Raw genomic sequence first — 13,251 nt, forward strand, 5'->3', positions numbered from 1 at the left:
CGCCGGTCACGCTCGGCACGTCGCCCACGGGGTACGTCTCCCCGTGCCTTGAACCCATGCCCGCACCTCGGCGAAGTCTCCCACCCCGCACCCAACACCCTTGGCCGCGCTCCGCACCCGACACTGCACACCACACCGTCAGCCGCACAACGCACCTGTGGCACGACAACCTCGGCGGAGCTCCGCATCCCGCACCCGGAGCGCGAAAAACAACCGTTGCAGAGGTTGTGTGTGCGGCTGAGGGTGCGGGGTCCGCAGGAGCCCCACCTCGCCGAGGCGGTCCCCCGCACCCGAAACCCACACCACACCGTCAGCCGCACAACGCACCTCTGGCACGACAACCTCGGCGAAGCTCCGCACAACGCACCCGGAGCGCGAAAAACAACCGTTGCAGAGGTTGTGTGTGCGGCTGAGGGTGCGGGGTGCGCAGGAACCCCACCTCGCCGAGGCGGTCGACCCGGGCCGTCCCCGCCGAGGCGGACGCACGCACCCCATCCCGCCGAGGCGGCCGAACGCGAACGTCCCCCGCCCCGACCCCATGAGGGCCGGAACGGGGGACGTCGTCCGAGCGGATCAGGCAGTCGCGAGCTGACGGAGCACGTACTGGAGGATGCCGCCGTTGCGGTAGTAGTCGGCCTCACCCGGGGTGTCGATGCGCACCACGGCGTCGAAGTCGACGGTCGTGCCGTCGTCCTTGGTCGCTGAGACCTTGACGGTCTTCGGGGTCGTGCCCTCGTTGAGCTCGGTGACACCGGTGATCGAGAAGGTCTCGGTGCCGTCGAGTCCGAGCGACTCGGCCGATTCGCCGACGGGGAACTGCAGCGGCAGGACGCCCATGCCGATGAGGTTCGAACGGTGGATGCGCTCGAAGCTCTCAGCGATGACCGCGCGGACGCCGAGCAGCTTCGTGCCCTTGGCCGCCCAGTCGCGCGAGGATCCCGAACCGTACTCCTTGCCGCCGAGGACGACGAGCGGGATGCCCGCGGCCTGGTAGTTCACGGACGCGTCGTAGATCGTCGTCTGCGGCGCACCCTCCTGCGTGAAGTCGCGGGTGAACCCGCCCTGGACTCCGTCGAGGAGCTGATTGGCCAGACGGATGTTCGCGAACGTGCCGCGGATCATCACCTCGTGGTTGCCGCGACGCGAACCGTAGGAGTTGAAGTCCTTGCGCTCGACGCCGTGCTCGACGAGGTACTTGCCGGCCGGGGTGTCGGCCTTGAAGGAGCCCGCGGGCGAGATGTGGTCGGTCGTCACCGAGTCGCCGAGCTTCGCGAGCACGCGGGCGCCCTCGATGTCGGTGACCGGGACGGTCTCGAGCGTCATGCCGTCGAAGTAGTTCGGCTTGCGCACGTAGGTCGAGTTCTCGTCCCACTCGAAGATCGCGCCTTCGGGGGTCTGCAGCGCCTGCCAGCGCTCGTCACCGTCGAAGATCCGACCGTACTCGGTGTCGAACATGTCGGTGGAGATCGAGGAGTCGATGACCGACTGGACCTCCTCAGGCGAGGGCCAGAGGTCCTTGAGGTAGACGTCGACGCCTTCGGAGTCCTTGCCCAGCGGCTGGTTCTCGAAGTCGAAGTCCATCGTTCCCGCCAGCGCGTAGGCGATGACCAGCGGAGGCGAGGCGAGGTAGTTCATCTTCACGTCGGGGCTGATGCGGCCCTCGAAGTTGCGGTTGCCCGAGAGCACTGCGGTCACGGCGAGGTCGTTGTCCTGGATGGACTCGGAGATCTCGGCGTCGAGGGGACCCGAGTTGCCGATGCAGGTCGTGCAGCCGTAGCCGACGACGAAGAAGTTGAGCGCCTCGAGATCCTCGATGAGCCCGGCCTTCGTGTAGTAGTCGGTGACGACCTTCGACCCCGGTGCGATCGAGGTCTTCACCCACGGCTTCGAGTTGAGTCCGCGCTTGCGCGCGTTGCGGGCGAGCAGACCTGCGGCGAGCATGACAGAGGGGTTCGAGGTGTTCGTGCACGAGGTGATCGAGGCGATCGCCACGGCGCCGTTGGCCAGCTCGAAGTTCCGTCCGTCACCGGTCGACACGGGTGCCGACTTCGACTCCTCGCCGGGAGCGGCGTAGTTGTGGATGTCCTTGGCGAACTGGCTCTTGGCATCGGAGAGCTCGATGCGGTCCTGCGGACGCTTCGGTCCCGAGATCGAGGGCACGACCGTGGAGAGGTCGAGCTCGAGGTACTCGGAGTAGGCGACCTCGTTCGCCGGATCGTGCCACAGCCCCTGGGTCTTCGCGTAGTCCTCGACGAGCTGGATCTGCTCGGGCGAGCGGCCCGTGAGCTTGAGGTAGTCGATGGTGACGTCGTCGATCGGGAAGATCGCGGCGGTCGAGCCGAACTCTGGGCTCATGTTGCCGATCGTCGCACGGTTGGCCAGCGGCACCGAGGCCACGCCCTCACCGTAGAACTCGACGAACTTGCCGACGACGCCGTGCTGGCGGAGCATGTCGGTGATCGTGAGGACGACGTCGGTGGCGGTCACGCCCGAGGGGATCTCCCCGGTGAGCTTGAAGCCGACGACGCGCGGGATGAGCATCGAGACGGGCTGGCCGAGCATCGCGGCCTCGGCCTCGATGCCGCCCACACCCCAGCCGAGGACGCCGAGGCCGTTGACCATCGTCGTGTGCGAGTCGGTGCCGACGAGCGTGTCGGGGTAGGCGCGGAGCACTCCGTCGACCTCACGCGGCATGACGACGCGGGCGAGGTATTCGATGTTGACCTGGTGGACGATGCCCATGCCGGGAGGCACGACCTTGAAGTCGTCGAACGCGGTCTGGCCCCAGCGGAGGAACTGGTAGCGCTCGCCGTTGCGCTCGTACTCGATGTCCATGTTGCGCTCGATCGCGTCGGCCGTGCCGAAGGCGTCGATCTGGACGGAGTGGTCGATGACGAGCTCGGCCGGGGCGAGCGGGTTGACCTTGTCCGGATCGCCGCCGAGCTCCGCGACCTTCTCACGCATCGTGGCGAGGTCGACGATGCAGGGCACGCCGGTGAAGTCCTGCATGACCACACGGGCCGGGGTGAACTGGATCTCCGTGCTCGGGTCGGCGCTGGGATCCCAGTTCGCGAGGGCCTTGATGTGCTCCTCGGTGATGTTGGCACCGTCTTCGGTGCGCAGCAGGTTCTCCAGCAGCACCTTGAGGCTGAAGGGAAGCTTCTCCGCCCCGGGGACCGCGTCGAGGCGATAGATCTCGTAGTCCGTATCGCCCACGGTCAGGGTGCTCTTCGATTCGAACGTATCGACGTTGCTCATCGTGATTCTCCTGTTTCATTCGACACTCATCCAAGAAACCGGGCCAGGCCCTGCGCGCGCACCGATTTACGCGACACAATTGTTTCCAAAAGTATCTTGACGTCAAGATAAATTCTAGCGCATTCCCCTGCCGATGACCACCTCGGCGAGTCGCCATTCGGACAGGGCAGGCTCGGGTTTTCCTCCCCACCTCGTCCGGTTCGCACCACGGCGCCGGCGGCCCGCCCGGTCCTAGTCTGGAGCGAGAACACAGCACTGTCCGCTCCGTCGACGGACCCCTGAATGAGGAGAGACCATGGATCCGTTCACCCTCGGCGCCGGCTTCGGCTTCGGCGCCCTGCTCGTCGGCATCATCTTCGCCGTCGTCTGCCAGACCGTCGCCAAGGAGAAGGGGCGCTCGGGCGGCTGGTGGGGCCTGTGGGGATTCCTCACGACGTTCCTCGCCCTCATCGTCCTCGTCCTCCTCCCCCGCAGGTCCGGCGTCCACTGAGTCAGTCCCTCGCCGAGGCGGCCGTCCGGTCCTGCCGAACCGTCCGGGGGCGCTCCCGTCCCCGGCCGAGGTGCCGGCTCAGCGCCGGAGGACCGTGACCGTCTCGATGTGTGCGGTGAGTGGGAAGAGGTCGAAGCCCTCGAGGCTCTCGATCGCGTAGCCGCCGGCGGTGAGGGCGGCGAGGTCGCGGGCGAGCGTGCCCGCATCGCAGGAGACGTAGACGATCGAGTCCGGACCCGATTCGACGAGGCGGTCGGTCACAGCCTTCCCCGCTCCCGCGCGGGGCGGGTCGAGGATGACGACGTCGGAGTCAGGCAGTGTGGCGGTGTCGACCCGTCCGGCGACGAACTCGGCGTCGAGACCGGCGGCATTGGTCCGCGCGTGCTCGATCGCCGGTCCCACTCCTTCGACGCCGTAGAGGCGCGCGCCCGTGGCCGCGGCCGCGCCGATGCCGAGCAGCCCGACCCCGCAGTAGAGGTCGACGATCTCACGGGCGTCGTCGGGCAGGGCTGCGACGACGCGGTCGCTGAGCAGCGCTGCCGCCTGCTCGTGGACCTGCCAGAAGCCGTCGGCGGAGACCGTGAAGTCGCGACCAGCCACGGTCTCCGTGAGGGTCTCAGTGCCCCGGTGAACCTGCAGAGGCCCAGTGGGCTCCCCCGCCGCAGAGCCCCCGTGGGAGCGGTGCGCACTGCCGCGGTGCCGGCCGCGGGCGCGGCGATCGTGTCCGCGGCGTGCCGTCTGCCGCGGCGGCGCTGCCGGTCCGGTGAGCAGCGACCAGTCCTCGGGCAGGGCCTCGGCGAAGTCGCGCAGCGCCGTGTCCTCGACCGCCCCGCGGACGATGACGGCACCGGTCTGCCCCGTCGCGGCGAACTCGACGCGCTCGGCACCGGGCAGGCGCACGGTGCCGAGGTCCACCTCGGCGATGGAGGTCACGGCGAGCGGTGCGCGACCCACGGCGACGACGTCGTGGCTGCGGGACCTGACCATGCCGAGCTCGCCGTGCCGGTCGACGGCGAGCTGAACACGGGTGCGCCAGTCCGTGCCCGTCGTCTCCCCGGGTGCGGCGGACACGGTGACCTCCCGGTCGAGTCCCCCGAGGCGCCGCAGCTGGTCGGTGACGATCTCCGCTTTGAGGTCACGGCTGTGGGCGAGGTCGACGTGGGCGAACTCCATGCCCCCGAACAGACCGCCGGCGCCCCGGTCGTCGGGACCGGCCGCCTCGGCGAGGTAATCGATCCGACGGTCGGGGACGCGATGCTCGGAGGCCTCGAGGACCTCGGTGACCTCGGCACGGAGCACCTTCCCCGGTCCCGGCACGGTGCGGGCGCGGACGAGCTCGCCGGGCAGGGCCCCGGAGACGAAGACGACGCGGCCGTCGTCGCGGGCGACGAACGAGCCGCCGGCGGCGGGACCCTCGATGCGCAGGACGAGGTCCTCGCCGTTCGGGTGTGCGGAGGCGGGGGTGTGGGGGCTCACGATCTCAGGCCTGTCCGTAGAGGGGAAGTTCGGCGTCGGGACCGTCGCCGCGATGCTGACGCGAATAGGAGCGCAGCCGCCACGGGACGGAGACGACGACGACATTGGGGACGAGGAGGAGTCTCGTGCGCAGTTTGAGGGCGACCTGGTTGTGGAGGATGTGCTCCCACCAGCGGCCGACGATGTACTGCGGGATGTAGACGATGACGAGGTCGCGCGGGGAGCGCCTGCGGATCGCGAGCACATGGGCGAGCAGGGGGCGGACGAGCTCACGGTAGGGCGAGGCGAGCACCGTCAGAGGCACCGGCAGCTCCATCTCGTTCCACCGTCGCTGCAGCCTCTCCGCGGCCTCCTCGTCGACGGCGACGGTGACGGCCTCGAGCTGGCTCGACCGGGCCACCCGGGCGTAGGCGAGTGCCCGCAGGGTGGGCTTGTTGATGTCGTTGACGACGACGATCGCGTGCGTGTTCGACGGGATCGTGCGCGAGTCGACCTCGGCGTCGGGGGCGAGTTCGCTCGCCACCCGTGAGTAGTGGCGGTGGATGGCGCCCATGACGAGGTAGAGCACGGCCATCGCGGCCACGGCGATCCAGGCGCCGGCGAGGAACTTCGAGACGATGACGACGATGAGCACGCCGGCGGCGATGACGCAGCCGACCCCGTTGATGAGCCGGTTGATGCGCATCCGCATCCGCGCCTTCGGGTCGATGACCAGGCGCAGGCGCTTGTTCCAGTGGAGCACCATGCCGAGCTGCCCGACGACGAAGCTCGCGAACACGCCGACGAGGTAGAGCTGGATGAGCGTCGTCGCCGAGGCGTTCGTCGCCACCACGAGGATGATCGCTGCGACGGCGAGGAGGAGGATGCCGTTGGAGAAGGTGAGCCGGTCGCCCTTGCTCGCGAGCTGGCGGGGCAGGAAGGCGTCCCTGGCCAGCCGCGATGCCAGTCCGGGGAAGCCCTCGACGGCGGTGTTCGCGGCGACGATGAGGACGAGCGCGGCGACGAGGACGACGATGTAGAACATGATCGGGGTGTCGGCGAAGATCGTGTGCGCGAGCTGACCGAGGACCGGTTCCTGTTCGTACTCGGCCGAGACGGGACTGCCGTCGGCGCGGACGAGATAGAGGTGCGGATCGTCGACGTACTTCACCCCGGTCACCGAGGCGAGGTAGGTCAGCCCCGTGAGCATGATCGCGGCGAGGAACCCGGAGAGGACGAGGGTGTTGCCGGCGTTCTTCCCGCGCGGCTTCGCGAACGCGGGAACCGCGGTGGCCACGGTCTGGACGCCGGCGAGCGCCACCGAACCCGAGGAGAAGGCGCGGAGCACGATGAGGACCGTCGCGAGTCCCAGGCTCGCCTGGTCGGCCAGCTCGTCGTGGACGATCGTGTAGTCCGCCGTCTCCGCCTGCGGGACGTCGCCTTGGGCGACCATGAGCAGGCCGACGATCATCGTGAGGAAGACGGCGCCGAGGAAGAGGTAGGTGGGGATCGCGAGCAGCACGGGCCGTGCCCGTGATCCGCGGAGGCCGAGGAGGGAGATGACGACGATGCCGACGATCGCCACCGGCACCCGGTAGGGCGCGAGCAGAGGGAAGGCCGTGGTGATGTAGGCGGCGAAGACCGTCATCGACACCGCGAGCGTGAGCACGTAGTCGACGAGGAGGGCGGCGGCGACGATGAGACCGGCCTTGGGGCCGAGGTTCTTCGACGCGACCTCGTAGTCGCCGCCGCCTGACGGGTAGGCGCGGACGTTGAGCCGGTAGCAGGCGACGATGACGAGGATGACGGCGCCGACGGCGACGCCGATCCACGGGGCCACGGTGATCGAGACGAGCGTCGTCAGTGAGAGCGCGAGGAGGATCTCGTCGGGGGCGTATGCGACCGAGGAGAGCATGTCCGAGGCGAAGACGGGCATAGCGATGCGCTTCTTGAGCGCGGGTGCGCGCCTGTCCTCACTGCGGAACGGCCGTCCAACGAGTAGTCTTTTGACGGCATCAGAAAAACTGCTGGCCACGAGCACCAATGGTAGAGCACGTTCCGAGAAGGGATACCATGCACTTCGTCATCATGGGCTGCGGCCGAGTCGGGGCAACGCTGGCCAAAGCACTCGATGCGAATGGCCACTCGGTTGCCGTCGTCGATCGTGACCCCGACGCCTTCCTCAAGCTCGGACCCGACTTCAAGGGTGCGACGATCACCGGCCTCGGATTCGACCGGGAGACCCTCACCCAGGCCCGCACCGCCGACGCGTTCGCCTTCGCCGCCGTCTCGAGCGGAGACAATTCCAACATCCTCGCCGCGCGTGTCGCCCGGGAGACCTTCGGCGTCCCGAACGTCGCCGCCCGGATCTACGACCCCGACCGCGCGCAGGTCTTCGAACGCCTCGGCATCCCCACGGTTCCCACGGTGCGCTGGACGGCGGAGCAGGTGATGCGCAAACTCGTCCCGCAGGGCTCGATCACCGAGTTCCGGGAGCCCTCAGGCAACCTCGTCCTCGCCGAGGTCCACCTCGACCCCGGGTGGGTGGCCAGACCCATCGCGGAGATCGAGGAGGCCACCGGCGCGCGGGTCGCCTACGTCACCCGACTCTCCGAGGGCATCGTCGCCACCGACGAACTGCTCATCCAGGACGGCGACCTCGTCCACCTCATGTGTCCGGTCGGTCGCCTCAGCGAGATCGAGCGCATCCTCGACAAGCCCGTGACCGCCAGGGAGGAAGAAGAATGAGAGTCGTCATCGCCGGCGCCGGATCCGTCGGCCGCTCCGTGGCCAGGGAGCTGCTCGACAAGCACCACTCCGTCCTCCTCATCGATCAGAGCAAGGAGGCGCTCGGGCACGAGAAGATCCCCGGCGCCGAATGGCTGCTCTCCGATGCGTGCGAGCTCTCCGGTCTCGGCGAGGCCCACCTCGAGGAGGCCGACGTCGTCGTCGCCGCGACCGGTGACGACAAGACCAACCTCGTCCTCTCCCTGCTTGCGAAGACGGAGTTCGGGGTGCCCAGGACGGTGTCCCGGGTGAACAACCCGAAGAACGAATGGCTCTTCGACGACAACTGGGGCGTCGATGTCGCCGTGTCGACGCCGAGGCTGATGACCGCGCTCGTCGAGGAGGCCGTCGAGGTCGGCGGCCTCGTCCATCTCATGAGCTTCGAACGGGGGCAGGCGGGGCTCATGGAGTTCACCGTCAACGAGACCTCGGAACTCGTCGCCTCCAGGATCGGGAACATCAGCTTCCCCGTCGACACGGTCCTCGTCGCGATCATCCGCAACGCACGGGCGTTCGCGCCGAGCCCGGACGACGTCATCGAGGCAGGAGACGAACTCTTCTTCCTCTCCTCCCCCGATCAGCAGGGGGCGCTGCTCAGCCTGCTCCAGGCCACAGCGAAGTGAGCGGACGCGAGCGCTGAGCACCCGTCGGAGGGTGCTCAGTCGTCGCGGGAGGCGACGAGCTCGTAGACGGGGTTGTGGGCGCGCAGGAGACCGTCGCGGTCGCAGAAGCGGCCTTCGAGGACGATGAGCGCACCGGGCCTGATGCCGCTGATCTCCCGGCGGCCGAGGAACTGTGCCTCGACTTCGCCGGTGCCGTCGGAGACGGTGATCGTCAGCCGCGGATTGTCACTGTTCGTCGACCGGGTCAGGGAGCTGACGACGCCGGCCACGCGCACCGTCGACCGGGACGGGACGGTGTCGATGCACGAGACGCCGGGGATCCGGCTGGCCAGCCGCAGGTCCTCGCGCGCGTCGTCGTCGCGAGACCCGAAGCCGTGGCTGAGGCGGGAGATGAGTCCGCGCATGGGATCAGCGGACCTCGGTGATCTCGGGTCCGCGGGCGAACGGGTTGATGTCCTCGGTCTCGTCCGTCTCCTCCTCGGCGGCCTCGACCTCGGGGGCGGTGAGCACGATGAGCTCTCGGGGAGCCATCGCCTCCTGCCCGCGGTCGACGACGACGCCGCGGACGAGGGCGCTGAGCTCGGCCCTCACCTCGGTGTCGGTGACGGCCTTGCCGGAGAACACGGCGCGGATGAACCAGCGGGGGCCGTCGATGCCGGCGAAGCGCATCGCGCGCCTGCTCGGGCGCCCGTCTTCGGACTTCGCGGGAACCTCGACGGCGAGCTCACGACCGAGGCCGGTGTGGAGTTCGGTGCACTCGCCGCCCTGCGCTTCGACGCTCGTCGCGAGCTGGCGGCGCACGGTGTTCCACAGGCCTTCGGAGCGCGGGGTCGCGAATGCCTGGAGCTGCACACCGCCGCCGTCGTGGATGAGGGTGACGGCGAGCACGCGCTCGGTCTCGTCGTCGGTGTCGAGTCGGATCTGCATGCCGTCGACGACGGGGACCTTGAGCGCCCCGAGGTCGAGGCGGTTGAGCTCGGGGTAGTCCTCGGCCGCGTCGAAAGGACCCTTCTCGGAGCGGTCGAAGGGAGCGGACTTCTCGAGCATCGCATCCTCGTCGAGGTCCTCGGTCTCCGCCTCCGTCTCGACGACGTCGTCGGAGGCGGATTCGTCGGAGGTGGACTCGTCGGAGGCATCCGCCTCGGCGACCTCCGTCTCGGAGTCCACGGCTGAGTCGGTCTCGTCCCGGTCGACGACCTCGGTGTCCGGGGTCTCGTCAGTCTCCGGTGACGACTTCTTGGAGAAACGTGAAAACAGTCCCATGATCCTTCACTCCACTGTATTGCCGAGGCCGGTGACGACTCCGCCGGTGGAGCCGAATCCGCCGGCGCCGCGGTCGCTGTCGTCGAGGCTGTCGACGACGCGGAAGTCGGCCTGCCGGACCTCTTGGATGATGAGCTGGGCGATGCGGTCTCCGCGGGAGATCCGCATCGGCACCTTCGGGTCGAGGTTGATGAGCGGCACCTTCACCTCACCGCGGTACCCGGAGTCGATCGTCCCGGGTGCGTTGACCACGGTCACCCCGTGCCGGCTCGAGAGTCCCGAGCGGGGATGGACGAAACCGGCGTGGCCGGCGGGGAGCGCGATCGCGATGCCCGTGGGCACCACTCTGCGCTCGAAGGGTTCGAGGGTGAAGTCGATCGCCGAGCACAGATCCGCGCCGGCGTCGGACGCGTGTGCGTAGGTCGGCGGGGCCATTCCCTCGTCGACGAGCGTGATGTCGATCTGCAAGCCTTCTGTCACAAGGAAGCACTCTAGTCCTCCAGGCTGAGCGCTTCAAAAACGTCCGCTGTGGGACAATGGGGGACATGGCTCAGACTCATACCGAACCGCACGTCGCCTTTCGGGAGAAGGTGCGCCCCTCGCCTGCGATGTGGGTGCTCTCCGCGATCGGCGCGGGCTCGACGGCGCTCATGGTCCTCCCCGTGTGGGCGCTCGGCGCCTTCGTCCTGCCCGTGATCACCTTCGCTCTCCTCGCCCTGTGGCTGCGTTCGCTGACCGTGACGATCATCGTCACCGACCAGAGGCTCTACGTCGGTGAAGCCCACATCGAACGGATCTTCATCTCTCGCGCCGAGGCGCTCGACGAGACCGCGACCGGCACCGCCCGCGGCGTCGGACTCGACGCGCGCGCCTTCCTCGTCACCCGCCCGTGGGTGAAGACCGCGGTGCGCGTCGACATCGACGACGCGGCCGACCCCACACCGTACTGGCTCGTCTCGACGCGCCGACCCCGCGAGCTCGCCGCCGCTCTCAACGGCTGAGCCCGCCCGGCAGAGCCGCACGGCACGGCTGAGCCCGGCCCGGCAGAGCCGCACGGCCCGGCTGTGCCCGGCGGCACTGCCGCTGAGCCCGCCCGGCTCGGCTGCGTCCCGGGAAAACGAAAACGCGCCCCGAATGGGGGCGCGTTGACGACGTCGACGAGGTGAGGCTCAGCCTGCGCAGTCCGTGCAGATGAGGATTCCGCCCTCATCGCTGGCCAGCTGCGAGCGGTGACGGACGAGGAAGCACTCCATGCACGTGAATTCGTCGTTCTGCTTCGGAAGCACGCGGACGGAGAGCTCTTCGTTCGACAGGTCGGCTCCCGGGAGTTCGAACCCTTCGGCGGCCGCCGTCTCGTCCTCGTCGATCTTGCTCGCCTGGGCCTGCGAGCGCTGCGCCTTGAGCTGCTCGATCGAGTCGCTCTTGATTTCGTCGTCGTGCTTGCGAGGTGCGTCGTAATCGGTTGCCATATGGCCTCATCGCTCTCTGTCGGGTGTGCTGAAATGGAGTTTCAGCCCCTGTCGCCTATCGTGTCCCCAGCATTGTGCACTGCATGGCACCCATTGGCAAGAGCAGATGATAACCTGTCACGGTGATTCTCGTCACCTTATGACGCTCACACATACGACTCTCGAAAAGCTCTGTCAGAATGCAGAGGACGATGCCGTGCGCGTGCGCCGGATTTCGACGAGCACCGAACACACGTCGGCGATGACTCCGCTCATCCCCGACCGACTATTCCCGGAAGGACGGATGCACGATGAGTGAATTCGCAGAGCAGCTGGACAGCAGGATCGACGATGTTCGTCACCGCTTGCAGGATGCCCGATCAGCCGGAGACGACTACCTCGTCGAGAACCTCATCGACGACCTCGAGAACCTCCTCGAACTCGCCGACCGCAACGACGTCGACACCGGGCCCATCGTCGAGGTCATCAAGGCCGAGACCGGTGCGCTGCCGGTGATCCCGGAGCCTGAAGAGCAGAGCTGAGTCCCACCACCGAGGCGGTGGAACGACGGAAGGCGGGTGCCCGAGGGCACCCGCCTTCCTGCGTACGCGCTGTCCGTGCGCATGCTCTGTCGAGCGCGAACCCGCGCTCGCTCAAGCCCGCCGTCACTTTTCGGACGTTCCTCGCCTCGCAAAGCGACGGCCGGCGTGAATGAGAGAGATCTCACCCGGCAGCAGGCGCCCAGTTCGGCAGCGTGGGCTTGTCGGCGCGGCCGCGGCAGCACGCGATGCTGCACGCGCCGCTGCCGGGGGACAGCGGCGTCGTGCCCGGCAGCGCGGGCGTCTCGACGGACTCCCCGCGCAGCTGTGCGAGCCGCTCCTCGACGAGGTCGACGAGCCCGGAGACGAAGCGCGGGTGGGTCCCGACGGTGGCGACGCGGGTGAACGCGAGCCCGAGGTCGGCGGCCGTCGCCTTCGCCTCGGTGTCGAGGTCGAAGGCGACCTCCATGTGGTCGGAGATGAACCCGATGGGCACGAGGACGACGCCGGTGACGCCCTCCGCGGCGAGTTCGGTCATCCGGTCGTTGACGTCGGGCTCGAGCCACGGCATCGAAGGCGGTCCCGACCGCGAGCAGTAGACGAGTTCGGCGGGCAGGCGCTGACCGGCCTCGAGCCCGTCGAGCAGCCACGCCATGAGCTCTTCGTGCTCAGCCCGGTAGCCGACGGTTTCGACCTCCGAGGCGGCCTGCATGACGTCGGGGATCGAATGCGTGACGAAGAGGATGCGGTGCCGCTGCGGGTCGAGCTCCCCGACCTGTCCGGCGAAGTCGGTCAGCCCCTCCCCGAGGAGCTCGGCGCAGGCCTCGGCGTAGCCGGGGTGGTTGTAGAACTGGCGGATCTTGTCGAAGCTCACCTCGACGCCCTCCGCGGCCAGCGTATCCACGGTGCCGGCGAAGTCCTCGCGGTACTGGCGGCACGAGGAGTAGGAGGAGTACGCCGAGGTGTCGATCGCGAGGAAGCGGCTGCGACCGGCCTTCGCCTCGTCGCGGGCGACGTCGGTGAGGTAGGGCGTCCAGTTCCGGTTGCCCCACACGATGGGAAGGTCGAGGTGACGGCGCCCGATCTCGTCCCGCAGCGCCGCGAGCAGCGCCTTGTTCTGGTCGTTGATCGGGGACTTCCCCCCGAATCCGTAGTAGTGCTCCCCCACCTCCTCGAGCCGCTCGTCGGGGATGCCGCGGCCTGCGGTGACGTTCTTGAGGAAGGGAACCACCTCCTCGGGAGCTTCCGGTCCGCCGAAGGACATGAGGACGATGGTGTCGATGGGAGCTGTCGTATTCACGACTGCGATTTTACAGGCTGCAGTCCTCCGCCGCCCGCTGTCCGCACCCTGAGCGGATCCGACTCACGAGGGCGCCGGATTTCGCGAC

The 13,251-nt window shown here is 68.4% G+C and carries 13 protein-coding genes; 5 read left to right on the forward strand and 8 right to left on the reverse strand.

The window, feature by feature from the left end; genetic code table 11:
• Positions 1–573 precede the first annotated feature (573 nt).
• Positions 574–3,258 (reverse strand): aconitate hydratase AcnA, encoded by a 2,685-nt coding sequence (acnA, locus tag ACQ1RG_RS14455; RefSeq protein WP_063250163.1) that lies wholly within the window; start codon positions 3,256–3,258, stop codon positions 574–576.
• Between the two features lie 295 nt (positions 3,259–3,553).
• Here acnA and ACQ1RG_RS14460 point away from each other — a divergent pair, with 295 nt between their 5' ends.
• On the forward strand, positions 3,554–3,748 hold the full coding sequence (locus ACQ1RG_RS14460; RefSeq protein WP_009377015.1) for a hypothetical protein: 195 nt from the start codon (positions 3,554–3,556) through the stop codon (positions 3,746–3,748).
• A gap of 78 nt (positions 3,749–3,826) precedes the next feature.
• Here the strand turns inward: ACQ1RG_RS14460 and ACQ1RG_RS14465 are convergent, their stop codons facing one another.
• Together ACQ1RG_RS14465 and ACQ1RG_RS14470 are read right to left on the reverse strand one after the other, a co-directional pair.
• Positions 3,827–5,224, reverse strand: a complete 1,398-nt coding sequence (locus ACQ1RG_RS14465) for a class I SAM-dependent RNA methyltransferase (RefSeq protein WP_063250164.1) — start codon at positions 5,222–5,224, stop codon at positions 3,827–3,829.
• A 4-nt stretch (positions 5,225–5,228) separates the two neighbouring features.
• Entirely contained in the window at positions 5,229–7,139 is a 1,911-nt protein-coding gene (locus ACQ1RG_RS14470) for an APC family permease (RefSeq protein WP_063250165.1), read from the reverse strand.
• Between the two features lie 137 nt (positions 7,140–7,276).
• Here ACQ1RG_RS14470 and ACQ1RG_RS14475 point away from each other — a divergent pair, with 137 nt between their 5' ends.
• Both ACQ1RG_RS14475 and ACQ1RG_RS14480 read left to right on the forward strand, forming a co-directional pair.
• On the forward strand, positions 7,277–7,951 hold the full coding sequence (locus ACQ1RG_RS14475) for a potassium channel family protein (protein ID WP_009377008.1): 675 nt from the start codon (positions 7,277–7,279) through the stop codon (positions 7,949–7,951).
• Positions 7,948–8,613, forward strand: coding sequence for a potassium channel family protein (locus ACQ1RG_RS14480; protein ID WP_009377006.1), 666 nt, complete (start codon positions 7,948–7,950; stop codon positions 8,611–8,613). The genes ACQ1RG_RS14475 and ACQ1RG_RS14480 overlap by 4 nt, the downstream gene beginning before the upstream one ends.
• Before the next feature lie 35 nt (positions 8,614–8,648).
• Here ACQ1RG_RS14480 and ACQ1RG_RS14485 read toward each other — a convergent pair whose 3' ends face one another.
• Genes ACQ1RG_RS14485 through dut form a run of 3 tightly spaced genes read right to left on the reverse strand, consistent with a single transcriptional unit; the run spans position 8,649 to position 10,356 of the window.
• The gene (locus tag ACQ1RG_RS14485; RefSeq protein ID WP_009377004.1) at positions 8,649–9,017 is read right to left on the reverse strand and encodes an OB-fold nucleic acid binding domain-containing protein; all 369 of its coding nucleotides are present in this window, start codon (positions 9,015–9,017) and stop codon (positions 8,649–8,651) included.
• A gap of 4 nt (positions 9,018–9,021) precedes the next feature.
• On the reverse strand, positions 9,022–9,876 hold the full coding sequence (locus ACQ1RG_RS14490; RefSeq protein ID WP_063250166.1) for a DUF3710 domain-containing protein: 855 nt from the start codon (positions 9,874–9,876) through the stop codon (positions 9,022–9,024).
• Positions 9,877–9,882: 6 nt separating this feature from the next.
• Positions 9,883–10,356: a dUTP diphosphatase gene (gene dut / locus ACQ1RG_RS14495; protein WP_009376998.1), complete on the reverse strand. Its 474-nt coding sequence runs from the start codon at positions 10,354–10,356 to the stop codon at positions 9,883–9,885.
• A gap of 65 nt (positions 10,357–10,421) precedes the next feature.
• Here dut and ACQ1RG_RS14500 point away from each other — a divergent pair, with 65 nt between their 5' ends.
• Positions 10,422–10,877, forward strand: coding sequence for a DUF3093 domain-containing protein (locus ACQ1RG_RS14500; protein WP_040341470.1), 456 nt, complete (start codon positions 10,422–10,424; stop codon positions 10,875–10,877).
• A 168-nt stretch (positions 10,878–11,045) separates the two neighbouring features.
• Here ACQ1RG_RS14500 and ACQ1RG_RS14505 read toward each other — a convergent pair whose 3' ends face one another.
• Entirely contained in the window at positions 11,046–11,345 is a 300-nt protein-coding gene (locus tag ACQ1RG_RS14505; RefSeq protein WP_009376994.1) for a DUF4193 domain-containing protein, read from the reverse strand.
• Positions 11,346–11,635: 290 nt separating this feature from the next.
• Here ACQ1RG_RS14505 and ACQ1RG_RS14510 point away from each other — a divergent pair, with 290 nt between their 5' ends.
• Positions 11,636–11,866: a hypothetical protein gene (locus ACQ1RG_RS14510; protein ID WP_009376992.1), complete on the forward strand. Its 231-nt coding sequence runs from the start codon at positions 11,636–11,638 to the stop codon at positions 11,864–11,866.
• Between the two features lie 181 nt (positions 11,867–12,047).
• Here the strand turns inward: ACQ1RG_RS14510 and ACQ1RG_RS14515 are convergent, their stop codons facing one another.
• A complete protein-coding gene (locus tag ACQ1RG_RS14515; RefSeq protein ID WP_082834947.1) occupies positions 12,048–13,163 on the reverse strand; it encodes a ferrochelatase in 1,116 nt (371 codons plus the stop codon).
• Positions 13,164–13,251 lie beyond the last annotated feature (88 nt).

This window comes from Brevibacterium sp. K72 (genome assembly GCF_050562175.1).
Classification (GTDB): Bacteria; Actinomycetota; Actinomycetes; order Actinomycetales; family Brevibacteriaceae; genus Brevibacterium; species Brevibacterium casei.